The sequence below is a fragment of the Pseudomonas sp. AA-38 genome (assembly GCF_029457475.1).
In the GTDB taxonomy this organism is placed as follows: domain Bacteria; phylum Pseudomonadota; class Gammaproteobacteria; order Pseudomonadales; family Pseudomonadaceae; genus Aquipseudomonas.
In genome coordinates this window covers 195,134-220,499 of record NZ_CP120359.1, presented here as the reverse complement: position 1 = coordinate 220,499, position 25,366 = coordinate 195,134, and the positions used below count along the sequence as shown (strand labels likewise).

23 protein-coding genes are annotated in these 25,366 nt (G+C 64.5%); 6 read left to right on the top strand and 17 right to left on the bottom strand.

Features of this window, described 5'->3' with window-relative positions:
• The first annotated feature begins 257 nt into the window (after positions 1-257).
• Together egtB and egtD are read left to right on the top strand one after the other, a co-directional pair.
• A complete protein-coding gene (egtB, locus tag PVE35_RS01010; RefSeq protein ID WP_277373489.1) occupies positions 258-1,547 on the top strand; it encodes an ergothioneine biosynthesis protein EgtB in 1,290 nt (429 codons plus the stop codon).
• A 2-nt stretch (positions 1,548-1,549) separates the two neighbouring features.
• Positions 1,550-2,512, top strand: a complete 963-nt coding sequence (gene egtD, locus PVE35_RS01005) for an L-histidine N(alpha)-methyltransferase (RefSeq protein ID WP_277373488.1) — start codon at positions 1,550-1,552, stop codon at positions 2,510-2,512.
• Positions 2,513-2,742: 230 nt separating this feature from the next.
• On the opposite strand, the gene PVE35_RS01000 is transcribed toward egtD, so the two are convergent.
• From PVE35_RS01000 to PVE35_RS00990, 3 genes are all read right to left on the bottom strand, one after another.
• Positions 2,743-2,901 (bottom strand): YqaE/Pmp3 family membrane protein, encoded by a 159-nt coding sequence (locus tag PVE35_RS01000; RefSeq protein WP_003084988.1) that lies wholly within the window; start codon positions 2,899-2,901, stop codon positions 2,743-2,745.
• Positions 2,902-3,106: 205 nt separating this feature from the next.
• Positions 3,107-4,690 (bottom strand): aldehyde dehydrogenase (NADP(+)), encoded by a 1,584-nt coding sequence (locus PVE35_RS00995; RefSeq protein ID WP_277373487.1) that lies wholly within the window; start codon positions 4,688-4,690, stop codon positions 3,107-3,109.
• A gap of 171 nt (positions 4,691-4,861) precedes the next feature.
• Positions 4,862-5,863 (bottom strand): AraC family transcriptional regulator, encoded by a 1,002-nt coding sequence (locus tag PVE35_RS00990; protein ID WP_277373486.1) that lies wholly within the window; start codon positions 5,861-5,863, stop codon positions 4,862-4,864.
• Positions 5,864-6,234: 371 nt separating this feature from the next.
• Between PVE35_RS00990 and PVE35_RS00985 the strand changes: the two genes are divergently transcribed.
• From PVE35_RS00985 to PVE35_RS00975, 3 genes are all read left to right on the top strand, one after another.
• Positions 6,235-7,032, top strand: coding sequence for an EAL domain-containing protein (locus tag PVE35_RS00985; RefSeq protein WP_277373485.1), 798 nt, complete (start codon positions 6,235-6,237; stop codon positions 7,030-7,032).
• Between the two features lie 60 nt (positions 7,033-7,092).
• Positions 7,093-8,718: a methyl-accepting chemotaxis protein gene (locus PVE35_RS00980; RefSeq protein ID WP_277373484.1), complete on the top strand. Its 1,626-nt coding sequence runs from the start codon at positions 7,093-7,095 to the stop codon at positions 8,716-8,718.
• A 115-nt stretch (positions 8,719-8,833) separates the two neighbouring features.
• Complete coding sequence (locus tag PVE35_RS00975; RefSeq protein ID WP_277373483.1) at positions 8,834-9,748, top strand: LysR substrate-binding domain-containing protein; 915 nt, start codon at positions 8,834-8,836, stop codon at positions 9,746-9,748.
• A 65-nt stretch (positions 9,749-9,813) separates the two neighbouring features.
• Here PVE35_RS00975 and PVE35_RS00970 read toward each other — a convergent pair whose 3' ends face one another.
• The 13 genes from PVE35_RS00970 to dctP form a co-directional block, all read right to left on the bottom strand.
• Positions 9,814-11,316, bottom strand: coding sequence for a tripartite tricarboxylate transporter permease (locus tag PVE35_RS00970; RefSeq protein WP_268180455.1), 1,503 nt, complete (start codon positions 11,314-11,316; stop codon positions 9,814-9,816).
• An 11-nt stretch (positions 11,317-11,327) separates the two neighbouring features.
• Complete coding sequence (locus tag PVE35_RS00965; protein ID WP_268180453.1) at positions 11,328-11,771, bottom strand: tripartite tricarboxylate transporter TctB family protein; 444 nt, start codon at positions 11,769-11,771, stop codon at positions 11,328-11,330.
• 55 nt (positions 11,772-11,826) lie between these two features.
• Entirely contained in the window at positions 11,827-12,807 is a 981-nt protein-coding gene (locus PVE35_RS00960) for a tripartite tricarboxylate transporter substrate binding protein (protein WP_277373482.1), read from the bottom strand.
• Between the two features lie 572 nt (positions 12,808-13,379).
• Positions 13,380-14,180 (bottom strand): amidohydrolase family protein, encoded by an 801-nt coding sequence (locus PVE35_RS00955; protein ID WP_277373481.1) that lies wholly within the window; start codon positions 14,178-14,180, stop codon positions 13,380-13,382.
• Between the two features lie 2 nt (positions 14,181-14,182).
• A complete protein-coding gene (locus tag PVE35_RS00950) occupies positions 14,183-15,667 on the bottom strand; it encodes a tripartite tricarboxylate transporter permease (protein WP_268180447.1) in 1,485 nt (494 codons plus the stop codon).
• A gap of 15 nt (positions 15,668-15,682) precedes the next feature.
• Complete coding sequence (locus PVE35_RS00945; RefSeq protein ID WP_277373480.1) at positions 15,683-16,159, bottom strand: tripartite tricarboxylate transporter TctB family protein; 477 nt, start codon at positions 16,157-16,159, stop codon at positions 15,683-15,685.
• On the bottom strand, positions 16,156-17,127 hold the full coding sequence (locus tag PVE35_RS00940; RefSeq protein WP_277373479.1) for a tripartite tricarboxylate transporter substrate binding protein: 972 nt from the start codon (positions 17,125-17,127) through the stop codon (positions 16,156-16,158). The genes PVE35_RS00945 and PVE35_RS00940 overlap by 4 nt, the downstream gene beginning before the upstream one ends.
• 133 nt (positions 17,128-17,260) lie before the next feature.
• Positions 17,261-18,241, bottom strand: coding sequence for a hydroxyacid dehydrogenase (locus tag PVE35_RS00935; protein ID WP_277373478.1), 981 nt, complete (start codon positions 18,239-18,241; stop codon positions 17,261-17,263).
• 357 nt (positions 18,242-18,598) lie between these two features.
• Positions 18,599-19,303 carry a helix-turn-helix domain-containing protein gene (locus tag PVE35_RS00930; protein ID WP_268180439.1) on the bottom strand — a complete coding sequence of 235 codons (705 nt, stop codon included), beginning with the start codon at positions 19,301-19,303 and terminating at the stop codon, positions 18,599-18,601.
• 135 nt (positions 19,304-19,438) lie between these two features.
• Positions 19,439-20,377, bottom strand: coding sequence for an SMP-30/gluconolactonase/LRE family protein (locus tag PVE35_RS00925; protein ID WP_268180438.1), 939 nt, complete (start codon positions 20,375-20,377; stop codon positions 19,439-19,441).
• A gap of 3 nt (positions 20,378-20,380) precedes the next feature.
• Positions 20,381-21,676: a TRAP transporter large permease gene (locus PVE35_RS00920; RefSeq protein ID WP_268180436.1), complete on the bottom strand. Its 1,296-nt coding sequence runs from the start codon at positions 21,674-21,676 to the stop codon at positions 20,381-20,383.
• Positions 21,676-22,197, bottom strand: a complete 522-nt coding sequence (locus tag PVE35_RS00915; protein WP_268180434.1) for a TRAP transporter small permease — start codon at positions 22,195-22,197, stop codon at positions 21,676-21,678. The genes PVE35_RS00920 and PVE35_RS00915 overlap by 1 nt, the downstream gene beginning before the upstream one ends.
• Positions 22,198-22,212: 15 nt before the next feature.
• The gene (gene dctP, locus PVE35_RS00910; RefSeq protein ID WP_268180432.1) at positions 22,213-23,199 is read right to left on the bottom strand and encodes a TRAP transporter substrate-binding protein DctP; all 987 of its coding nucleotides are present in this window, start codon (positions 23,197-23,199) and stop codon (positions 22,213-22,215) included.
• Positions 23,200-23,833: 634 nt separating this feature from the next.
• On the opposite strand from dctP, the gene PVE35_RS00905 reads away from it, so the two are divergent.
• The gene (locus tag PVE35_RS00905) at positions 23,834-24,511 is read left to right on the top strand and encodes an RraA family protein (RefSeq protein WP_268180430.1); all 678 of its coding nucleotides are present in this window, start codon (positions 23,834-23,836) and stop codon (positions 24,509-24,511) included.
• Between the two features lie 90 nt (positions 24,512-24,601).
• On the opposite strand, the gene madM is transcribed toward PVE35_RS00905, so the two are convergent.
• The gene (gene madM, locus PVE35_RS00900) at positions 24,602-25,366 is read right to left on the bottom strand and encodes a malonate transporter subunit MadM (RefSeq protein WP_268180428.1); all 765 of its coding nucleotides are present in this window, start codon (positions 25,364-25,366) and stop codon (positions 24,602-24,604) included.

Below are 25,366 nucleotides of genomic sequence, written 5' to 3'. Positions count from 1 at the left end.
TCAGGTTGGATGTAACGTATACCGAACCCATCCGGGGGAAGCAAAGCGCGAGCAGATCTTGAAAAACCTGGGCGAGGCGGCCAGCGCAATACCGACCGCGACCCCACCCAGGTTTCTGGGATGCACAGCGCCCCAGCCGTTAACTGCCCTCCGTTTCCACCTCCCCTGCCATATAAACGCCACACTTTTCCCTGAACCTTTGCCCTTATCGCCCAGTCGGTTTTAAGAACCGTCGCGCTTCGCGACGCCAGCAAAGGATGCGCGATATGCCAACCCGCGCCAGCAGGATCGACGCCTCACCTTCTCGACTCGAACAGCTATGGCAGTGCTACCAGCGGGTGCGTGCCGCCAGCGAACGGCTCTGCGAGCCGCTGGAACCGGAAGACTATGTGATCCAGAGCATGGCGGACGTGAGCCCGCCGAAGTGGCATCTGGCCCATGTCACCTGGTTCTTCGAGGCCTTCGTGCTAAAGCCCTTCCTGCCGAGCTATCGCTCGCTGGATGAGCGCTACGACCATCTGTTCAATTCCTACTACCAGACCCACGGCACGCCCTTCGAGCGGGCGCGGCGGGGTTTGTTGTCGCGGCCGACGGTGAACGAGGTGTACGCCTACCGCAGCCATGTCGACCTGGCCATGGAGCAGTTGCTCCAGCCCGGCAGCGCGTTGGCCGAGGAGGTGCTGCAACGTATCGAGCTGGGCCTGGAGCATGAGCAGCAGCATCAGGAGCTGCTGCTGATGGATATCAAGCACATCCTGGCGCAGAACCCGTTGCGGCCGGTTTATCGCCGCGACCTCAAGCCGGGCGGCGCAGCGGCAAGCGAGCTGCGCTGGGTCGACTTTCCCGCCGGGCTGCGCCATGTCGGCCATGCCGGCGATGACTTTGCCTTCGACTGCGAGCGGCCGCGCCACCGAGTATTCGTCGAGGCCTTCCAGCTCGCCAGCCGGCCGGTGAGCAATGGCGAGTATCTGCAGTTCATCCGTGATGGCGGTTACCGCAGCACGGCGCTGTGGCTGGCGGACGGCTGGGATCATATCCAACGCGCCGGCTGGCAGGCGCCGCTGTACTGGCTGCGCGAGGGCGACGACTGGCTGGAGCTGACCCTGGGCGGGCCGCGCGAGCTGGATCTGCATGCGCCGGTCTGCCACCTGAGCTACTACGAGGCCGAGGCCTTCGCCACCTGGGCGCAGGCGCGCCTGCCGCGCGAGGAAGAGTGGGAAGTCGCCGCGCAGGATGAGCCGCTGTGGGGCAACTTCGTCGAGAACGATCACCTGCAACCGGTGGCTGCCGGCGCGAGCGATGGCCTGCAGCAGCTCTATGGCGATGTCTGGGAATGGACGGCCAGCGCCTACCGGCCCTACCCCGGTTTTCGACCGCTGGGCGGCAGCCTGGGTGAGTACAACGGCAAGTTCATGTCCGGGCAGATGGTGTTGCGCGGCGGCTGTTGCGCCACGCCGGAAGACCACGTGCGCCCCACCTACCGCAACTTCTTCTACCCCACGATGCGCTGGCAGTTCTCCGGCCTGCGCCTGGCCAAGGAGCTTTGAGCATGGCATTGGCAATCCGCACCCACGAACAATCCCTCAGCCCGGAACAGGAGTCACTGCGCAAGGAAGCCTTGCGCGGCTTCGCGGCCCAACCGAAGGCGATGTCGCCGAAGTTCTTCTACGATCATCGCGGCTCGCAGCTCTTCGAGCTGATCTGCCAGCAGCCGGAGTACTATCCGACGCGCACCGAAGAGACCATCCTGCGTCTGGCGGCCAAGGATATCGCCGAGCTGGCCGGGCGCAACGCCAGCCTGGTGGAGCTGGGCAGCGGCGCCAGCCGCAAGATTCGTCTGCTGCTCGAAGCCCTGCGCCCGGCGCGTTACCTGGGCATCGATATTTCCCGCGAGTTTCTGGAGATCTGCACCCGGCGCCTGGCGGCCGACTATCGCTGGTTGGATGTGCACGCCCTGTGCGCCGACTTCAGCCTACCGCTGAAGCTGCCCGCCGACGCGCTGGGGCAGCGCCCGCTGGCGTTCTTTCCCGGCTCCAGCATCGGCAATTTCGACCCGAGCGAGGCCCGCGCCTTTCTGCGCAACCTGCATCAGGCCTTGCCGGCCGGCAGTGGCTTGCTGATCGGCGTGGATCTGGTCAAGGATCGCCAGGTGCTGGAGCGCGCCTACAACGATGCGGCCGGGGTCACTGCGCTGTTCAACCTCAACCTGCTCGAGCGCATGCGCAACGAGCTGGACTGCGATATCGACCCGCGCCGCTTCGAGCATCGGGCCTTCTACAACGAGGCCGAGTCGCGCATCGAGATGCACCTGGTCAGCCGCCAGGCGCAACGAGTACGCATCGAAGACCGCGTGTTCGACTTCGCCGCCGATGAGACACTGCACACGGAGAATTCCTACAAGTACACGCCGGGCGGCTTTCGCGAGCTGGCAGGCGACTGCGGCTTCGCTTCCGTGGCCATGTGGCGCGACCCGGCGCAGTTGTTCAGTGTGCATTTCTTGCGGCGGGAGTGAGGGGCTTCGCCATTGAGAAGTGGCGGGCCGTAGCCAGGGGCGGATAAGGAAATTGCAGCGATATTTTCTGCCCTCTCCCCCGGCCCACCCTGTGCCCCAGCCCTTCGCAGAGCTCAGGTCGCGACAGCGGGCGAAGCAGTGCTTCGCTGTTTCCGCTGTCGCCCCGCAAGCGGGAGAGGGGAGAAAGCGCGTTCGACGTTATGGGTAGGCGAATGGGCTCGGAACAGACCTCAGCGCTTGGCGATGATGTACACCGCGTGCACGATGCCGGGAATGTAGCCCAGCAGGGTGAGCAGGATGTTCAGCCAGAACGCGCCGCCGAAACCCACCTGCAGAAAAACGCCCAGCGGCGGCAGCAGGATGGCGATGAGGATACGGATAAGATCCATGCGGTGCTCCTTTGCATTCCATGAGGGGTACTTAAACAGACCCGGCCACACGCCTCGCAGTTCAGTTCGCCTTTCTCATCCACTGCTGCCCTCTGCCAGGGCGTGCAAGCACCTGGAAGATCCCCCACTCGGTGAGCGGAGGAACGGCAGATATGCAAAAGCCCCGGGTTGGCAGCCGGGGCTTGCCGTCACCAGCAGAGCGCGATCAGCTCAGCGCATCACGGGTATGCACGCCATCCACCAGGCGCTGGATGCCCAGCGGGTTGGCGTTCTGCAGGGCTTCGGGCAGCACTTCATCCGGGTAGTTCTGGTAGCACACCGGGCGCAGGAAGCGGTGGATCGCCAGGGTGCCGACGGAGGTGCCACGGGCATCGGAGGTGGCCGGGTAGGGGCCGCCATGCACCATGGCATCGCACACTTCCACGCCGGTCGGGTAGCCATTGAGCAGCACACGGCCAGCCTTGGTCTCCAGCAGCGGCAGCAGGTCACGGAAGGCACTCAGATCGTCACGCTCGGCGATCAGGGTGGCGGTCAGTTGCCCGTACATGCTCTGCAGGGCACGGGTCAGTTCGGCGCTGTCGGCGGCTTCGACGACGATGGTGGTCGGGCCGAAGACTTCTTCCTGCAGCAACGGGTCACCTTCGAGCAGCATGCTGACATCGGCCTTGAACAGTTGCGGCTGCGCCTGGTTGCCGGCCTGCTCGTTGCCCGCCAGGTGGGTGACCTTGGCGTGGCCGTGCAGGTGCGCCAGGCCGCTGGCATAGCTGCGCAGGGTGCCGGCATTGAGCATGGTCTGCGCCGGTTGGCTGGCGATGGCGTCGCTGAGGGCCGCGACGAAATCGCTGAACGCGGCGCTGCGTATGCCGATGACCAGGCCCGGGTTGGTGCAGAACTGGCCACAGCCCAGCACCACGGAACCGGCCAATTCCTTGGCCACGGTAGCGCCACGGGTCGCGAGCGCGCCCGGCAGGACGATCACCGGGTTGACGCTGGACATCTCGGCGAATACCGGGATCGGCTGCGGACGGGCGGCAGCCATGTCGCACAGGGCGCGGCCGCCCTTCAGCGAGCCGGTGAAGCCGACCGCCTGGATGGCCGGGTGCTTGACCAGAATCTCGCCGACGCCGCCACCGAAGATCATGTTGAACACGCCCTTGGGCATGCCGGTTTTCTCGGCGGCGCGAATCACCGCATCGGCCACGCATTCGGCAGTGGCCATGTGGCCGCTGTGCGCCTTGAACACCACCGGGCAGCCGGCCGCCAGGGCGGACGCGGTGTCGCCACCAGCGGTGGAGAAGGCCAGGGGGAAGTTGCTGGCACCGAACACGGCGACCGGGCCGACGCCGATCTGGTACTGGCGCAGATCTGGGCGCGGCAGCGGCTGGCGATCCGGCAGGGCGCGGTCGATACGGGCACCGTAGAAATCACCCCGGCGCAGCACCTTGGCGAACAGGCGCATCTGGCCACTTGTACGACCACGTTCACCCTGGATGCGGGCAGCCGGCAGCGCGGTTTCACGGCAAACCAGGGCGACGAAGTCATCACCGAGGGCGTCGATCTCGTCAGCGATGGCCTCGAGGAACTCGGCACGGCGCACGGCCGACAGGCTGCGGTAGCTGGGGTAAGCGGCAGCGGCAGCCTGGGCGGCGGCATCGACTTCTTCCGGCGTGGCCTGGATGAAGCTGTAGGGCAGCGCTTCACCGCTGCTGGCGTCGAGGCTCTGGAGCGAGGTGGTGCCGGCGGCGCGGCGCTCACCGCCGATGTAGTTGTGGCCAGTCAGACTCAGCATGGTGTTCTCCTGTCAGAGGGGGCGACGATGTCACCCGGGGACACTGAATGAGGCCCGGCTGCAGCGCCGGGATGAACAACCGTCTATGCAGTTGTCAGACGTATGATAAGTGACAACAATAGATTTGTCCCCCGGCAGATCCAACAATCGACGGACGCGCTCGGCTGCTGCTCAGGCGCCGCCCTCGAGCGCAGCAGGTGTGAGCCGATAGTGCTGGGGCGACACGCCGAACCAGCGTATGCAGGCTTTGTGGAAGCTGCTCTGGTCACGAAAACCCAGTTGCGCGGAGATGTACTTGAGGCTGCGCGTGCTGTTGCGCAACAGGCTGGACGCATGCCGCCGCCGCGCGTCGTCGAGCAAACGGGTGAAGTTCACCGCGTCGCGCATCAGGCCATGCTGCAGGCTGCGCCTGCTCATGCCGAGTTGATCGGCCACCTCGCCCAGGCCAGGGCTGATACCCAGGCTGAGCTGGGCGCTGAGCACCCGGCGGACTCTGGCTTCGAGCGAGCCGTCGATCTGCTCGTCCAGCCAGGTTCTGGCGTATTCGACATGCAATGGATGCAGAGCTGGCGCTGCCGTCGGCAAGGCAATCGCGCCATCGGCCAGGCTGAAGGTCATGCAGTTCCTGGCAGCGCCGAAGCGCAGCTCGGCGCCGAACAGCCGCCGTAGTGCTCGGGTGTCCTCGGGCTGCGCATAGGTCAGCTCCAGCATCAGTGGCATCGGCCGCTGGAAGGGCGCCAGCCAATGCACCGCAGCCAGTGCCAGGGCCGCCCCGGCATCGATGAAGGCCCGTGGAGCCTGACGCCGCACGGCCCCTATTTCCAGCCCCACCAACCTGAGCTGCTCCTGATCCTGCTCCAGAAACAGGTGCGAGCCATCACTGGTCAGCGGGTGGTAATCCACCATGTGCTGCAATGCGTCCTTCAGGGTCGCGCTGGACATCATGGCGTAGCTCTTCACCCCCAGCAGGCTGGGATGGAAATGTGCGTAGGCACGCAAGCCCAGATCCAGGTCACCGCTCTCGGCCACCTGCGCCTCGAGAAAACGGTAGACCTGCAGCACGGGAATCTGGGCAGCGCTGGCAAGCATCTGCTCCAGCCCCGGGATAGCTGAGTCACGGCCAGCAAAGGCCTTGAGCAGCACCTGGAAGCAGGACGTGGTAAGCGAATGCATCGAAACTCCTGTATCTCGTTCGAGCCACGGGCCAGCGGGGGTGACTCCGTGGACATGCGATTGGTATCTGAGAACACTTCTCCTGCCCAGCCCCGGAATGGGACGATAGTGTCTAGCCGTTCACAGCCTTCGCCGAGAACAGCGGAGGCCTGTCAGCCCACTGCCGCCAGGCTGCCTGCGCGGCGGAGCGCCCTGCCCAGGCAGGCGCAATCGCGACAGCGTCACCACTCTCCAGGCTCTGTTTAAACCCGCATCGGCAAGGGCGTTTGGCTCTCGCCGTCACCCGCGTTGCTCTGCTCGACAACGGCCTCGCCAAAGGAATGAAAGATGTACGGCCCAGCGATATGCAGGTTCTGCCAAGAGGCGCGGGCATGATCCGCACCCCCTCTCTCATGCCGCCCATTGCCCCGGAGGCACTGGACGACCTGCAACGCGCCCATCTGTTCTACGACGAACTGCAGCGCGGACACTTCTGCCTGGCCTTCCAGGCGGTGGTCGCCGCGCATGACCCCGAGCAGATTCTCTATCGAGAAAGCCTGTTGCGCCATGAAGGTGGCGGGCTGGGCTTCAACCCCTTTCCGCTGCTCGAACGCCTGCACGTCATCCGCCCGCTGGATCACCGAGTGCTGAGCACCCTGATCAGCCTGCTGCAGGCGCATCCCACGCTCACCCTGGGCTGCAACATCTCGGCCCTGAGCACGGTCTGGGATCAGGACTGGGACAGCACGCTGGAAGCGCTGGAGGCAGACCATGCGGTGGCTCGGCGGCTGGTCGTGGAAATCACCGAAAGCACCGTACCGCCCTGCCACAGCAGCGCCGTGGAACTGGTGACGCACCTGCGCAACAGCGGTTGCCAGGTGGCGGTAGACGACTTCGGTTCGGGCTTCGGCACATTGGCCTTCATCCAGCAAAGCCAGCCGGACATCATCAAGATCGACCAGAGCTATATCCAGCGTGCCCGCACCACCACACAAGGCGAGCGAACCCTCAAGTACCTGCTGGAGCTGTGCAAGACGCTGGCGCCCTGCGTGATCGTCGAGGGCATCGAGACGCAAGAAGACCTGCAGCGCGCCAGGAGCCTCGGCAGCGACTGGCTGCAGGGTTACCTGTTCGGTCGCCCGGACTTCGCACTCGCCGACCTGCCCGGCATTCAGCGGATACCTCGCTAGCGCTCACCCCGCCCGTCCCGCTGAGCCGAGCCAAGCTCTCCGTTCTGTCATGAGGTTCGTATGTTGTTGAGAAAACTCCGTATCGGTACGCGAGCGGCGGCGGGCTTCGCCCTGCTGGCCCTGCTGGTGTTACTGCTGGGCACCATCACCCTGGCGCAGATGAAGCGCATGGACGAGGCATCCGATGCCATCGAAAGGAAGTGGTTGCCCGCCGTCCTGGCCCTCGAAGACATAAGCATGAACATGTCCAGGGTGCGCGCCTTGACTCTGCGCGCTCATATCATCCGCGACGCCCAGCAACGGGCCGCCGATCAGGCGAAGATAGAACAGTGCAAGCATCTCCTTGAGCAAGCCGAGCAGGCCTATGTCGCGCTGATCAATTCAGACGAAGAGCAGCATGTCTATGAGCGTTTTCGGGATGAGCGCGAACGCTACATGAACACGCAGGCGCAGGTCATGAATGCGATGAGCGCGGGCGATGAAGCTCAGGTTCAACAACTGGTCGCAGGCGACTTGAGCGCGCATGCCAATGCCGTCGTCGTCGCCTTGCAGGCCTTGGTACGGCAGAACGAGAAAGGCGCCAAGCTGGCTTCTAGCGAAAGCAAGTCAGCCTACAGCAACGCCATCGAGGTCGTGCTCATCGCCCTTGTAGCCGCCATCGCCAGCACCATTGTCCTCGCGCTGCTGCTCACGCGGAGTATCACCCAACCACTCGCTCAGGCCGTCAGCATCGCCCAAGACATCGCCGCTGGCGACCTCAACCACGACATCTCCGACGCTGGGACGGATGAACCGGCACAGTTGCTCCAGGCACTCGACGCCATGCGCCATAACCTGCGCGACACCCTGCAACAGGTCGCCGACTCCTCCAGCCTACTGGCCTCCTCGTCCGAGGAGCTGCACGCGGTCACCGAAGACGGCAGGCGTGGCCTGTATCAACAGAATGCCGAAATCGAGCAGGCCGTCACTGCCGTGACCGAGATGACCGCAGCGGTGGAGGAAGTGGCGCGCAATGCCGTGAGCACCTCGCAAGCCACACGCGATACCGATCAGAGTGCGCGCCATGGTCATGCCCAGGTCGGCCGAACCATCGACTCGATCCGCCTGCTGACAGCGGACATCGGCAGCGCGGGGGAAGAAGTCAGCCTGCTCGCCGGCAACGTGCGCAATATCGGTCAGGTGGTCAATGTCATCCGCGCCATCGCCGACCAGACCAACCTGCTGGCCCTCAACGCAGCCATCGAAGCGGCGCGTGCCGGCGATCAAGGACGTGGCTTTGCCGTGGTAGCTGACGAAGTACGGGCGCTGGCCCAGCGCACCCAGCAGTCCACCGGCGAGATCGAGCAAATGATCGGCGCCATCCAAAAGGAAACCGAGCAGGCCGTGGCTACCATGAACGCCAGCATGGAGCGCGCCGACTCGACCCTGGAACTGGCGCAGTCCGCTGGTGCTGCACTGGATACGATCACCGAGGCCATCGGAACCATCAACGAGCGCAACCTGGTCATTGCCAGCGCATCGGAACAGCAGGCGCAGGTGGCCCGCGAAGTTGACCGCAACCTGGTCAATATCCGTGATCTGTCGCTGCAGAGTTCGGCTGGTGCCGACCAGACCACTGCGGCGAGCCAGGAGCTGTCGCGCCTGGCCGTGGCGCTGAATACGCTGCTGACGCGTTTTCGGCTTTAGAGCCGCGCGACTGGAGCTGACAGGCATGCGGGCCTGGCAGCGCAGTCGCCGGGAATCCCCCCGCATGGATCATCGAATGCGGCACAATCGGCCATCGCTGGAATAGGACAGGCCCATGCTGATCGATGAAGAACTGACCCTGAAGAAGCTGGAGGTCTTTCTCGCCTTCATGCGCAGCGGCAATCTGGCGCGCGCGGCCAGCGAGCTGCAGACCAGCAATGTCAGCGTGCACCGCGCCATCCACTCGCTGGAGAGCGCGCTGCGCTGCCCGCTGTTCAAGCACGAGGGGCGCAACCTGATCCCGCTGGAAAGCGCCTACGTGCTGGAGGAGAAAGCCCAGCGGCTGATTCAGGATGCCCAGGAGATGGTGCGCCTGACCCGCCAGGCGGCGGGCTTCGGCGCCGAGCGCTTCAAGCTCGGCGCGCTCTATTCGCTGACGGTGAAGACCGTGCCGCAACTGATCATGGGCCTCAAGCTACGGCGCAGCGAGCTGAATATCGACCTGGTGCTCGGCTCCAACGTCGACCTGCTGTACAAGCTGAAGAACATGGAGCTGGACGCCATCCTCATCGCCCTCGACGACGGCGTCAGCGACCCGGACTGCGAGCAACTGGCGCTGTTCTCCGATGACATCTTCCTCGCCGCACCGAACGACTCGCCCTTCGCCGATCACGCCGAGGTGGATCTGGCCGAGCTGCGCAACGACACCTTCATCACCCTGACTCAGGGCTACGCCACCTTCCGTGACGGCGAGCGGGTGTTCCAGCAGGCCGGCTTCGAGCCCAAGGTGGCGATGCAGGTCAAGGACATCTTCACCCTGCTCAGCATGGTCAGCTCCGGTGTCGGCTATGCCCTGCTGCCGGGGCGGGTGGCGGCGGTGTACGAGAACCGGGTGAAGCTCATCCCGCTGCAGGCCAAGTACCACCTGCAGCAGCATATCGGCGTGGTGTTCCTCAAGGCGCGCGAGCGCGACCCGAACCTGCTGGCGCTGCTGGCCGAGTGCCGGATGTACAGCCGGCAGTCGTCGTGAAGGCGACTGGCAAACCGGCCAGGCCCTGAACCCGCGCAAAGCTCAGGGCACTGGCAACGCGCGACTCAGACCGGCTTCGGCTTGCGCCAGGCCGAGAGCAGCGGGCGCAAGCCCAGCAGCAGCACCAGCACGGTGAAGGCCAGCACGGTCGCGCTGATCGGCCGCTCGACGAAGGTCATGAAATCCCCACGCGACAACAGCATGGCGCGGCGGAAATGCTCCTCCATCATCGGCCCGAGCACGAAGCCCAGCAGCAGCGGCGCAGCGGGGAAACCGAGCACACGCATGGCGTAACCGAAGGCGCCGAACAGGGTCACCACCAGCACGTCGAAGGCGCTGTGATTGACGCTGTAGGTGCCGATGCAGACGAACATCAGCACCGCCGGGAACAGCAGGTGGTACGGCACCATCAGCAGGCGCACCCACAGGCCGATCAGTGGCACGTTGAGGATCACCAGCAGCAGGTTGCCAATCCAGAAGCTGATCACCAGGCCCCAGAACAGCGAGGGCTGCTCGGCCATCAACTGTGGGCCGGGGGCAATGCCGTGGATCATCAAGGCACCGAGCATCAGCGCCATGGTCGCACTGCCGGGAATGCCCAGCGCCAGGGTGGGAATGAAAGCGGTCTGGTCAGCGGCGTTGTTGGCCGATTCCGGGGCGACGATGCCTTCGATAGCGCCCTTGCCGAAACGCTCCGGCTCGCGCGCCAGACGACGCTCGGTGGCATAGGCGAGAAATGCCGCGATGGACGGGCCGGTGCCTGGCAGGGTGCCGAAGAACGAACCGATGCTGGAGCCACGCAGCATCGGCCACCAGGAGCGCTTGAGGTCGTCACGGCTGGGCTTCATCGCCGCCAGGCGCAATGAGCGGCGGTCGACCTGACCACCATCGACCTTGCCGATGCTGGCGATCACCTCGGCGACGCCGAACAACCCCATGGCCAGCGCCACCAGGTTGATGCCGTCGGCCAGGTCGAGCACGCCGAAGTCGAAGCGCCGTGTGCCGGTGTAGATATCGCTGCCAACGGTGCCGAAGAGGATGCCGAAAGCCACCATGATCAGGCCCTTGAGCAGCGAGCCGCCGGAAATGTTCGAGGCCGCCACCAGGCCCAGCAGCATCAGCGCGAAATACTCCGCCGAGGAGAAGCTCAGGGCGTAGTGGCTGATGGTCGAGGCCAGGCTCATCAGCAGGATGATGCCGAACGAACCACCGAAGAACGACGCCACGGTGGTCATCAACAACGCCACGCCGCCGCGACCTTGCTGGGCCATTGGGTAGCCGTCCAGGCAGGTCACCGCACTGGACGGGGTGCCCGGCACGTTGAGCAGGATCGACGCGGTGCTACCGCCGTAGCTGGTGCCGTACCAGATACCGGCGAGCATGATCAGCGCGGCGGTAGGCTCCAGGTGGAAGGTCATCGGGAACAGCATGGAGATGGCCGCCAGCACACCGATGCCCGGGATGACCCCGAGCAAGGTGCCCATGAACACCCCGACGAAGCAGTAGAACAGGTTGTACCAGGAGAAGGCGGTCTCCATGCCGATCAGCAGATTGTCAGCGAAGGACATGCCGGCACCCCTCAGAACAGGTCGAAATTCATATCCAGCGCGAGCTGGAAGATCAGGTAGGCGAGCAGCGCCAGCGCGGCGGCGAGCAACAACGCCTGCTTCGCGCGAGTCTTGCGGTCGGCCATGGCGGAGATCAGCACCACGCCGAGCACGGCCGGGATCAGCCCGGAGAAGGTGACCACCACGGCGAAGAAACCGATGGCACCGAGCACCAGCAGCGCCGGGCGCCACTGTACCGGCATGCCCTCACGCAGGCCCGGACGCCACCAGGCGAACAGGGCCAGCAGCGCGCCGAGCACAGCCAAAGCGGTACCCATGGCGACCGGGAACATGCCCGGCCCCATACGCTGGATGCTGCCGATGTTGTAGTGGTTGACCGCGTACAGCGCGACCACCACGCCGAACCCCGCAATCAGCAGGCCGCTGATCGCGTCCTGATAGTTACGCTGTGACATTGCGAATTCCTCGGCAGGCCGGGCGCGATACACGCTGCGCCCGGCAACTGCAGCCTTAGTTGACAGTGGCGCCGGAGACCTTGATCACGTCGTGCCAGCGCTCGATCTCCTGGGTCAGCAGGTTGGTGAAGTAGGCGCTGTCTTCGTTGAGCACGGTGCTGCCCTCGGCTTCCATGGCCTGACGCACCTTGTCCGAACTCAGGGCTTCGTTGATCACCTTGTTGAGCTGAGCGACGCGCTCGTCGGAGAGCCCTGCCGGGCCGACCACGGCCTTCCAGTCGGCGGTCTCGAAACCGGCGAAACCGCTTTCGGCCACGGTCGGCACGTTCGCCAGGATCGGGCTGCGCTGCGCCGAGGTAACGGCCAGTGGACGCAGCGAGCCGGCGCGGATATGCGGCAGGACGCTGGGCATGCTGCCGATGTAGATGTCGACCACGCCCCCCATCACGTCACTGATGGCCTGGGCGATGCCCGGGTACGGCACGTGGGTCAGCTCGATGCCGGCCTTGCTCTGCAGCAGCTCCAGCGACAGGTGAGCCACGGTGCCCGAGCCCGGCGTGCCGAACAGCAGGCTACCCGGCTCGGCCTTGGCATCGGCGAGGAAGCTGGGCAGATCCTTGATCGGCGAATCACTGCGGGTAACGATGACCATCGGCTGGGTGGAGATCACCGCGATCTGGCGGAAGTCCTTCAGCGGGTCGTAGGGAATGTCCTTGTACAGGCTGGGGTTGACCGCCAGGTTGGAGGTCTGGCCGATGGCCAGGCTGAGGCCATCGGCCTTGGCCCGGGCCAACTGCGCCAGGCCGATGTTGCCGCCGGCGCCGGGACGGTTCTCGACTACGAAGGTCCAGCCGGTGCTTTCGCCGATCTGCTGGGTCAGCTGACGCGCGGAGATGTCGGTGCCGCCACCTGGCGGGAACGGCACGATGAAATCGATATTGCCCTGCGGATAGTCATCCGCATGAGCCGGGAGAGTCGACATGGCCAGGGCAAACAGGGCACTGGCGGTTAGCTTTCTTGTGATTTTGCCGATCATGGGGACGATCCTCGTTGGGGCTTCCTGATAGCCGTGGCAACTACTGCCTTGGCCCTTTTTCTCTATGCAAAGGCGCCCCGGCAAAACCCGGGCGCGCCGTTCTGACGACCGGCAGGCAGGCCGGTCAGATCGTCAAACAGCAGGAGACAGGCGCCAGCCGGGCAGCGGCAGGCGCAGGCTGCGGCGCAAGGCAGCAGACGCATGAGGAGTGGGGCTGATAGCTCGGCGCAGCAGCGCCAATGGACAGCGGGCAAGGCTGCAGCCAGGCGCCCGCCAGGGAGATGCTTCGACTCATGGTGCGAACCTTGTTGTTCTATTTCACCAGGGGCAGATCGGGCCTGCCGCGAATAGGCTGAAGCCTAACATATAGAAATGACATTTCAATAACGACATTTCAGTTTCATTGCAGTCGCGCCCACAGGGAAACCTGTGCAAAGCACACAGATCATGCGGAATGAAATGCTTTATCCCGAAAAAACAGCAGAATCGCGATGAAGGCAACCCACAGCCCAACCAGCCAGCCCCAGGCCACCAAACCATATAAATGAAAACATCGTTCCATTATTTAAAGTCTAGAAACGGTATAGCCGAGCCGGGTTGTCCACCAGACAGGCCTGCAACTGACGGCTATTCAGCTCGCGCTGCAGGAACGCCAGCATGTCCGCCGACTGCGGCAACGGCTCGGCCGTCATCACATGCGGCCAGTCGCTACCCCAGAGGCAGCGTTCGAGGTAGTGCGTGAGCAGATGGCGCAGCGGCGCGGCGAGGTCGTCATAAAGGCCAGGCCGACGACTGACTCGGGTCGGCGCCAGCTTGACCCACACCCGCCCGCTGTCGAGCAGACGGCTCAGGCCGGCGAGATCCTCGGCACTGCCGGGAGCGATCTGGCCGAAGTGATCGAGCACCAACGCCTGCCCTGCCGGCAGTTCACCGAGCCGAGCCTGCAGCGCCGCGTAACGCTGCGGCTCGGTATTCAGCTCGACATGCCAGTCCTGCTCGGCCGCCCGCGCGGCCAGGGCCGGCAGGCGCGGCAGGTCGTTGATACCGAGGCGAGTGCGATCCTGAATGCGGATTGCGCGCACACCGGCGGCGGCCAGATCAGCGAGGTTCTGGCTGTGCTCGTCGATCATCGCCACGCCGCGCAGCTCGATATCCGTGGTATTGCGCAGCACCTCGAGCAGATGGCCGTTGTCACTGCCATCGATCGATGCCTGCACCAGCACCGCACGGCGCATGCCATCGACCTGCGCCTCCTGGCGGAACGCCTCGATGCTCTTGCGCGGCGGCTGATAGCTGGCCTCGGCATAGGCACGAGTCGGCGAGAACACATGGATATGGCAATCGCACATCGGTGCTACGGCTGGCAGGCGCATGATCAGACTCCGCGACGCGCCTGGCGCAGGTGCTGCCAGGCCGCCCCGAGCATGCACAGCAGGGTCACCCCGAGCAGTGCCAGGACGATGGGCGAGTTGAGGAAGATGTCGGCACTGCCGCCACCGGCCAACAATGCCTGGCGCAGGCTCTGCTCCAGCGGCTGCCCGAGAATCAGGCCGATCAACAGCGGCGGCAGCGGGAAACCGGCACGGCGCAGGGCGAAGCCGACACCACCCGCGGCGAGCATGACGCCAACGTCGAACAGGTTGTTGTTCACCGAATAGGCGCCGAACAGGGCGAGAATGGCGATCAGCGGATAGAGGTGGCGCGCCTGAATGCGGATCACGTGCACCGCGCCACGGAACATGGCCAGGCCAAAGATCACGCAGGGGATCGACAGCAGGATCAGCGCCAGGAAGATCGCGTAGATCTCCACGCCGTGGTCACGGAACAGGAACGGCCCGGGGGTCAGGCCCTGCAACATGAAGGCGCCAAGGATCACGGCGGTCACCGCATCACCGGGAATGCCCAGTGCCAGGGTCGGCACCAGCGCCCCGCCGGTCACGGCGTTGTTGGCCGCTTCCGGCGCAGCCACACCTTCCGCTTCACCCTTGCCGAAAGCATCCTTGCGTGACGAGCGCGAGCGCGCCAGGTTGTAGCTGACGAAGGCCGGCACGGTGGAGCCGATGCCCGGCAGGATGCCGACGAAGGTGCCGATCAGCGACGACAGCAGCAGCGTACTGCGCATCCGCCACATGGCCAGAAAGCCCACCTTGCCGCCATCCACCGCCACCGGATCGGCCTGCGGCAGCTCGCCACGACGGCGGTCGAAGACCTGTTGCAGCACTTCGGACATGGCGAACAGGCCGATCAGCACCGGAATCAACTGCAGGCCATCCTCGGCCGAGAAGCTGCCGAAGGTGAAGCGCGGCAGGCCCTCGATGGGATCGAGACCGACGACGCCGGCGGCGATGCCGACCAGCACCATGATCGCCGAATCGAGCCGGGAACCACCGCCGAAGAGGACGATGATCGACAGCGCGAAGAACATCAGCGCAGCCATCTGCGCCGGGCCGAAGTCCAGGGCGAAGGCGGCCAGCGGCTGTGCCAGCAGAACCAGCACCACACAACTGAACAGGTTGCCGAACACGCTGGCATACAGCGCCACGCGCAGCGCTTCCCCCGCTCGCCCCTGTCGCGCCATGGGGTATCCGTCGATCACGGTTGCAGCCGATGAAGGCGTACCCGGCACGCCGAGCAGAATGGCGGAGATCGAACCGCCGAAGATCGCGCCCTGGTAAACCCCCAGTAACAGGATGATCGCCGGAACCGGCGACATGCCGAAGGTCACCGGAATCAGCAGGGCGATGGCCATGGTCGGGCCAAGGCCCGGAATGGCGCCGATGATGATGCCGACGACCACACCGCAGACAGCCGCGACCAGCACCCAGATGTCGAACAATGCATAAAAGGCTTCGAGAAGCATGGCAGGCTCCGCCAGTCAGGGAAGAGGAATGTTCAGCGCGTAGCGCGCACCGAAAGCGACCAGCACGGCAACCGCCAACGGCAGCAGCAGGCCAAACAGCAGCCGCCGCTCACCCAGCACCCAGGCCAGCAGCACACCGACCGCCGTCGCACAGAGCAGAAAGCCCAGCGCATCCATGAGCAGCACGGCAACGGCGATCAGCAGGCCAATCAGCAGCACACGCCCCCAGTCCAGCACCGCGCCCGGCGCCTCTTCGAGGTCTGCGCGCCGCAACCACAGGCGCAGGCCGGTGACCAGCACCAGCAGGGCGAGAATCAACCGTGGGAAGAACCGCGCATCCGGGCCACTGTCGCCGAAGTCGAACACCAGCACCTGGCTCTGCAGGGCCAGCAAACCGGCCAGCGCCAGCAGCAGAATGACCAGGGTAGCCAGGCTCTGCTGGCCGAAACGGCAGGGTTTGGCGGACGCACCGCCGGATAGCTTGGCACTCATCGTTTCAGCTCCTCGGCCAGGTTGCGGTAGACCAGCAGATTGCGCTCGATCACCTCATCCATCTGCGCGCCGGACATGATCCGTACCGGCTGGCTGAGCTTGTCCATGTCACGGGCGAAGGATTCCGACGCCGCCGCTTCGGCGAACGCCGCGCGCAGACGCTCGACGCGCTCGGGCGGCACACCACGCGGCACCATCAAGCCAACGATGGAGGGAAATTCGATGGCATAGCCGGCCTCGGTCAGGGTCGGAATCTGCGGGAAATCCGGGTCGCGACTATCGTCGAGCACACCCAGCAGACGCAGGCGCTCGCTCCTGACCATATCGCGGTAAGCCGGTACCAGAGCGATGTCGATATGCCCGCCGAGCAGCGCCGCGGTGGCACTGGAAGCACTGCTGAAGGGCACGTGCTGCAGATCCGCCTGGGCCTTGCGCGCCAGCGCAGTGAAGGTCAGGCGCGGGCCACTCAGCGCCCCCGCCGTACCGTAGGTCAGGCGCTTGCCGGAAGCTGCCGCGCGGATCAGCTCATCCAGCGAGTGATAGGGACTGTCGGCCCGCACCAGCACACCGTGATAGGGGCCGGAGTAATTCATCAGCGAGACGAAATCGGCAATCGGGTCATAGCCGACCGGGCGCAGCGCCGGGGTCACGAACAGCGGCGACGAGGTGGTGGCGATCAGTGCGTAGCCATCAGGCTTGGCCGCCGCCAGCGCGCGCATGGCATTGATGCCACCGCCACCGGGGCGGTTTTCCACCACCACCGGCTGGCCCAGCAGCGGCTCGGCCAGAGCCGCCAGACGCCGGGCGGAAATATCCGTGGTACCACCCGCGCCGTAGGGCACGATCAGCGAAATGGCCCGGCTCGGATAGTCCGCCGCCTGCGCCATGGGCAGCAGCAGCGACATCAGCAGGGCAGTGGCAGCCAGAAGGCCATGGCGAAGTGCAACCTTCGCAAGCAACGTTTTCATGAGCTTTCCCTTGTTTTTATTGTGGGAATAGCGAACACCGCACGCATGCGGCGCTCAGTGTGAAGCCAGGTATCCGTTCGGGGCGCTAGCGAGCCAGCTCAGGCCGGCTCGTGTCAACGGCCCGCAGCGCCGCTCAGGCCCCTGGCAGCAGGTGGCGGTTGACCACGCAGCGCGGCTCCAGCGTTTCGCCGGCCCAGTGGGCGACGATCTGCTGCACCGCCAGCAGGCCTACGCGATCCTGCGACGCCTGCGTGTTGGCCCCCACATGCGGCGTGGCCACCAGGTTGTCCAGCGACCACAGCTCGCTGTCGGCTGCTGGCGGCTCCTGCTCGAAGGTATCCAGGCCAGCCCCACCGATCTCGCCGGCACGCAGCGCGGCGGCCAGCGCCTGGCTGTCGATCAGCTCACCACGCGCCGTGTTGACCAGGATGCTCTCGGATTTCATCAGCTTGAGCTGCTCGGCGCCGATGAGGTGGCGGTTATCGGCGGTCAGCGGGCAGTGCAGGCTGATCACGTCGCACTCTTCGAGCAGGCGCTGGAAGTCGCTCTCGCGGCTGACATTATCGCGCTCGGGCAGATTTTTCAGGTAGGGATCGAAGATACGCACCTGCATCTTCAGCGGCGCGACCAGATCGAGCAGGATCCCGCCAATCGAGCCCAGACCGACCAGACCCAAGGTCTTGCCGGACAGCTCCACGCCCTTGGCGGTGGCCTTGTCCCAGTGCCCCGCACGCATGCGCCCGTCCAGCCAGGCCACCTGACGGGCCACGGCGAACATCAGCGCGAAGGCATGCTCGGCCACCGACTGGGCGTTGGCCCCCAATGCGATGGTCACCGGAATATTGCGCTCGGCAGCAGCCTGGATGTCGATGGTGTCGTAACCCACGCCATGCTTGGCGATGATCTTCAGATCGGGCGCGGCCTCGATCAGCTCACGACCGAACTTGCCCTGACGGACGATGGCCGCGCCGGGTTTTTCGGCGGCGATGATGGCGAGGAGTTCGTCGAGCGGCGCGTAGGGCCGGGTCGGGATGACCTTGACGCCCTGTTCGGCGGCGAATGCCATGGCAGATGGCGAAAGCGCCGGGCCTGTGACCAGGATGCTTCGATTCATGGTGCGTACCTTGTTCTTTTATGTTCACCAACGGCAGGGCTACCCTGGCCGGAACTGCTGAAAGACTACCATAAAGAAACATCGTTTCAAAAATACGCAATTCAGAAAATCTGACATACGGCCTCAAGCAAGGAATATCCCTGCATCAGGAGGAGAATTAGCGATAACAGGCCAGCCCCAGAATGGATACAGACCATCAAAAAGAAATGCCGTTTCTATAAATGATCATGCGCATGCGTTGGCCGGCCCCTCTCCCTGGAAGGCGGGAACCCGGCAAACGCCTTGGGTACGTTAGCGACGACTCATGAGCTGCGCCCGGTCAGGAAGACTGGCGCTCCGTCACAGTTCTGCAGGCCTTCAGCCCCAGGGGAACTCGGCCTTGCAGCCCAGGCTGCGGGCCAGGCCGGCAGCAGCCTTGCAGAACACCTCGCGAAGAATACCGGCACGCTCGGCGGTGAGCCGGCTGGCTGGCCCGGAGATCATCAGCGCCCCGACCATTTCATCACCCGCACCGAAGATCGGCAGCGCCATGGCTGCTGCATGGGGGTCGGTGACCCCACTGGAGTAGAACGGCTCGCTGAGGCTGAGCGCTTTGTCGATGCTGGTGCGCAAGGCCTGGGCGCCAGCGGCGTTGTCCATCGGCCGCATGTCACCCGGCTGCAGGTGCAGACGCAGACGATGCGGTGAATTGACCCGATACTGGCATAGGCGATAAGCGCCATGACGTACATAGAGGGAGGCGGTTTCACCGGTTTCGTCGGTGAGCGCCTGCAACACGGGCATGACGTGGCGTTCCAGGTCGAGGGCATCCTGGTAGACGGCATTCAGGCGCATCACCTCGCTGGCGAGCTGGTAGCGCCCGTCAGCCATGCGATTGATCAGGCCGAAGGTTTCCAGCGACACCGTCAGGCGCATGATGGTGCTCTTGTTCAGGCCGGTACGCTCGGCCAACTCGGCCAGCCCCAGGGAAACATCACCCACTTTGAATGCCGTCAATACGGTCAGAACGCGGTCGGCCGACGCGACGCCACTGACGGCCGGGCGGGGGCGTGTTTTGATCATCGGGTATTCCTCAGCGACAGGCGATTTATCGGTTTGCCGGGCATTATCGAGCCCCGGCAACCCGATGCGCCAGCCTTGCAGCGAGTTGCGCGTAGATCAGTACCAATACGGCCACGCCTCGGCTCGCGCGCTTAGCTAGCGCTGGCCCCAGCCCGAGGCCATCGGATGCCCCGCCACCGGCAGCTCGGCGCGCAGAATCGAACCGGAATCGGACTCGGTGATATACAACGTGCGTCCGTCCGGCCCGCCGAAGGCGCAGTTGGTGGTGCCCAGCCCCTTGGGCGAGCGCACCACGGCAATCGGAATACCGAGAGCATCATGCACCCACACCAGACCCATGCCGGTCTGACAGACCACCACGCCGTTGTCACGGGTCAACGCCAGGCCGTCGGGGCCTGCACGCCCGCCGGAAAATTGCAGGAACAGCCCGGCCTTGACCACCCGCTGGCTCTGCGCGAGCGGCAACCGCCAGACCGCATTGGCGCGGGTCACCGCGACGTACAGGGTATGGCCGGCCGTATCCAGCACCAGGCCGTTGGGGCTCGGCACCTTGTCGATCAGGCAATCCAGGCGGCCGCTGTCCGGGTACCAGCGATAGACACGGCCACTGGGATCCTGCAGGCCGGTCTGTCCCTGGTCGGTGAAATACAGCGCGCCGTCCGGGCCGAAGTGCAGATCGTTGCAGCCCTTGAAGCCTTCGGTATCGGCATCACCGAGGACGGTCTCGACCTTACCGCTGGCCGGGTCGAGGGTCATGATGCCGTTGCGGAAGTCGGCGATGAAGATGCGCCCCTGGGCATCGATCTTCAGGCCGTTGGGCTGGCCGTCGTATTCGGCCATCAGCTCCACCTCGCCGCCGGGCGAAGCACGGAAGATGCGCCCGAAGGGGATGTCAACGAACCACAGGTTGCCCTGCAGATCGAAGGACGGCCCCTCGATAAAGCTGTCCACCGGCGCACCGCGGCGGTTCTTGTCCGCCCAGTAGGATTGCGCACCCGGGCGGCGCAACGATGCGGGCAATTGGGTGAATACCTCGGCCTCGATCAACAACGGGTCGGGATGGGGAAATGCCATGGTTCAACCTCCGGCGGTCAGATTGGGCAGCCACAGGGCGATATCGGGCACCCCGATGAGCAGCAGCAGGAAGGCCAGGATGATGCCGAAGAACGGCAGCACGCCCATCACCACGTCCTCCACCTTGGTCTCGGAGTCCGAGCCGGCCACCACGAAGAGAATCACCCCCAGCGGCGGGGTCAACTGACCCAGCTCGACCAGCACCACCACGAAGATGCCGAACCAGATCGGATCCACGCCCATGGCCATCAGGGTGGGGAAGATCACCGGCACGATGATGGCGATCATCCCCAGGCCTTCCATGAAGCAGCCGAGGATGGCGAACACCAGCATCAGGATCAGCAGCAGACCCAGCTTGGACAGCCCGGCATGGGACACCCAGTCGACCAGTTGCTCACCCACACCGGACAGCGCAGTGGCATAGGCGAAGATCATCGAGATGAACACGATGAACAGCACGTTGCCGCTCATCAGCAGGGTGCGCGACAGCGCCTCGCTCAGCATCGCCAGGTTCAGGCGCCGGTAGAGCGCGGCGATCAGCATGGCGCCGACCACGCCCAGGGCACCGGCTTCGGTCGGTGTCGCCATCCCGCTGTAGATGCTGCCCAGGATCATCATGATCAGCAGGCCGAAGGGAAACACGTCGCCCAAGGCATGCAGGTAGTCGCGCCACTCGCGCTTTTGCGTGTCGCGCGGCACCAGGTTCGGGTTGGCGATGGCCCGCGCCATGATCAGCAGGCTGTAGCAGGCGCCCAGCAGAATGCCCGGCACCAGGCCCGCCGCGAACAGCTTGGCGATCGAGGTTTCGGTGAAGGTGGCGTAGATGATCATGGTGATCGACGGCGGAATGAGGATCCCCAAGGTGCCGCCAGCCGCCAGCGAACCCGCCACCAGGCGCCGGTTGTAGCCACGTGCCGACAGCGCCGGCAGGGCCACGGTGGACATCGCCGCCGCCGTCGGCGCGCTGCCGCCGGCCACGGCAGCGAACACCCCGCTGCCGACGATATTGGTATGCAGCAGGCCGCCAGGCAGACGCTTCACGAAGGGCGCAATGCCGTTGTACAGACGCCCGCTGAGACCGCTGGCCAGGAGTATCTCGGCCATGAAGATGAACAGCGGAATGGCTGCCAGGGTGAAGCTGTTGGCCGAGCCCCAACTGACCAGGCCGAGGGCCTTCCAGCCAGCGACACCCTTGAACAGAAAGAGATAGACCAGCGCCGCGGCACCGACCGCGAACTGCACCCACAGGCCACCGATGATCAACACCAGCAGCACGATGAAAGCGATGGCAGCATCCATCAGTCGACCCTCCCGCCGCGCAACGTGACGATCAGGTGCTCGACGATGAACAGAGCGATCATCAGCAGGCCCAGCGGTACCAGCAACTGCGGTAGCCACAGCGGAGTCATCAGCGTGGTGGGCGCCACGTTGCCGCGGGCGTAGGAGCTCATGACCAGCTTGAAGGTCTGCCAGATCAGCACGCCGCAGACGCCCAGCGAGACTAGCTGGAAACACAGGTTGAACAGGCGTTGCAGCCCGGCCGACAGCGCATGCAGGACAAAACCGACCTGGAACAGGCTGTTGCTACGCAAGCTGAGGCTGGCACCGAACAACGTGAGGCCGACGACGAGGTAACCCGCCAGCTCTTCCACGACCTTCAGCGAATGGTTGAAGAAGAAGCGCGCCACGATCTCCGCGCACACCAGCAGTACCAGCAGTACCAGCGCCAGCCCGGTGATGCAGCGCACCATCGTCGCCACGCCGTCGAATACGCGGCCAGCCGATATCGGCTGACCAGCATGCAGATGAACTTCGCTCATCGTTCGCTCCAGGCGTTACTTACCGAGGGCTTGCAGCACTTCGCCGAGGATTTTCTCGTAATCGGCACCGGCACCTTTCGCCCATTCATGCCAGAACGGCGCCAGCTTCTGCTGAGCGGCGGCGATGGTCGCGGCATCGACCTCGACGATCTTCATACCGGCCTTGGCCTGGCTCTGCTTCTGCAGCGCTTCGTCCTCGACGAAGCCCTGGTCGATCTTGACGATCTCGTCGCTGACGATGGCATCGAGTTTCTCGCGGGTGGCGTCGGACAGATCCTCGTAGGAGTCCCGGTTGGCGATCAGCGCGCTGAAGGCGTAGTTGACCGGCAGACGGTAGTTGTTCGGCAGGAACTCATGCCAGTTCTTCGCCCCACCGGCGCTGGCGGTCAGCACGCCATCGATCACGCCACGCTCCAGGGCGCTGGGCACATCGGTGCCGGTCAGGGTGATCGCCGAGCCGCCGAAAGCCTCGACGAAGGCCCCCTGCTCCGGCGAAGTGACGCGAATCTTGCGCCCGGCCAGATCGCTCAGCGCGTGCATCTCGAAGCGGGTGAACAGAGTCTGCTGCGGGTAGCGATAGCTGCCCAGGTAGGTCACGCCCTGCTTGGCGAAACCTGCCTTGAGGTAGGGCTGCATGATCTTGTAGGCCTTGTCCCACTCCTCTTCGTTGTTGATCAGCATGGGCAGGTTGAGGATGCGCGCGATCTGCACGTTGCCGGAGAAGAACAGGTCGGCGGCAAAATCGACGATGCCATCACCGGCAGCCTGGGTGATGTCGGTGGAGGAAATCTGCAGAGTCTTGCCCAGGTGCAGGGTGATCGACAGGTCGCCATCGGTTTCCTTGTCGATACGCTGGGAAATCCGCTCCATGCCCTGCACGGCGGCAGTGGTGGAAACGGCGGAATAGGTGTAGCCGGTCCAGTTGGCAGCATGCGCCACACCGGTGGCGGTACTACCGATCAGCAGCAGGCTGGAAAGCAGATAGTTCTTGGCGAATCCCATGATCAGGTCCTCGTGACAACGTCTGTATGGCCGTGGCCTGACGAGATGCCGGTGCGCCACGCAAGCCTCTGCGCGGCATGGCAACTGCGAAAAGCCGTCTTGTTGTAATTGAACGGGGTCAGCGCCCTGCAGCGAAGGCGCTCGTCATGCGGCTTCGTGGCGAGGATGAGAGAGGTACACCAGACCGCTCACGGCAGAACACAACCCGGCGGGCAGCACCTGCCCGAGGCTTGTCAGCAGCGATGGTGGAGAGGCGTTCGTCGAGCGACGCATGGAGCTGAGCCGGACGTTCGGCAGCAGATGCCATGGCAGTTACGGCTGGTGCCGAGCCCGCAGCCAGGATGCTTCGATTCATGGTGCGTACCTTGTTCTTGTTAGTTCGCCTGCTTGCGGGCGGGGAACCCGGCGGCGGTGAATCCAGCCTACCACAAAGAAACGCCATTTCAATATCTCACTTCCCCCACCTGGACAAATGGATGCATCTGGCAGTCCATTCTGTCGATTTGGCACAAAAACCCCACAAACAGCACCCAAGCCAGCCGCTCGGCAGTTGTATATCGACACCTCTCAATGATATTTATGAAATAGCGTTTCATAAAATCACAACAACTGTCATCGACACGAGGTATCAATCATGTCCATCGGATTCAGGGTTCTGTCTGCCAGTCGCAAAGTCAGCGCGGAGTGGGTCGAGCGTTTCCGCAACGTCCCCGTCGCCTGCGTCAGCGACTCGATGAACCGGATGACCGCCGGCGGCTCACGCCTGCGTCCGATGCACGGCGGCGGCGTTCTGGCCGGCCCGGCTCTGACGGTCAAGGCCCGTCCGGGTGACAACCTGATGCTGCACTACGCCCTGGATATCGCCGAGCCCGGCGATGTGGTGGTGGTGGATGCTGGCGGCGACCTGAGCAACGCCCTGATCGGTGAAATGATGGTGGCTTATGCCGCCACGCGCGGAGTTGCCGGCATCGTCATCAACGGCGCGATCCGTGATGCCGCCGCCATCCGCGCGGGTGACTTCCCGATGTTCGCTGCTGGCATCACCCACCGTGGCCCTTACAAGGACGGCCCGGGCGAAATCAACGTGTCAATCGCCATCGACGGCATGGTCATCGAACCGGGCGATCTGGTCATAGGTGACGACGACGGCCTGCTGTGCGTGCCCTACGACGAAGTGGCCGGGGTCTACGAGCGCGCCGACGCCAAGAACCGCGCGGAAATCGCTCAGCTCGAACGCATCACTGCCGGCCAGAACGACCGTAGCTGGGTGATCGAGTCGCTGCGTCAGAAAGGCTGCCAACTGCCTGAATGAAGGCACCTGCCCCTGCCTGCGCGGCTTGGCACAGGCAGGTCTGCCCTCAGAGGGTCGAATAAAAAGCCCGCCATGACGACGGGCGAAAGGTCAGCCCAGAAGGCCGCGCATCAGAAAGTAGAGTAAGGATGGGCCAAGCAGGCAGCCCAGGGCGGTGTAGAAGGCTGCGGTCAGGCAGCCATAGGGCACCAGCTTGGGATCGGTGGCCGCCAGGCCGCCGGCCACGCCGCTGGAGGTGCCCATCAGGCCGCCGAAAATCACCGCGCTACGCGGGTTGTTCAGGCCGATATAAGGCGCCACGAAGGGCGTGGCCACCATCACCAGAATCGCCTTGATCAGCCCGGCGGCAATCGACAGCGCCATCACGTCGGAGCTGGCACCGATGGCAGCCCCCGTCACCGGGCCGACGATATAGGTCACCGCGCCGGTGCCGATGGTGGTGAGGCTGACCACGTCGGTGTAGCCGAAGGCCATGGCCACCGCCACACCGGCGATGAAGGAGGTGAATACCCCGACGAACAGCGCCAGCACTCCGGCGAACCCTGCGCGCTTGAGTTCCTCGACACTGACGCCGAAGCCGGTGGCGACGATGGCAAAGTCGCGCAGCATGGCGCCGCCGAGCAGGCCGATGCCGGCGAACAGCGGGATATCCACCAGGCCCTTCTGCCCACCCGTATAGACCCCGCCGATATAGGACAGCAACAACCCGAGCAGGATGGCGATGGCCGAGCCGTGCAGGCGCCCCTTGGTGAACTTGTCGGAAATCCAGTACGACACCCACATGGTGATGCCGATGATGGCGAAGCCGCTAAGCAGGCCGTAGCCGGTGATGACCTTCATCAAAGATTCGTACAT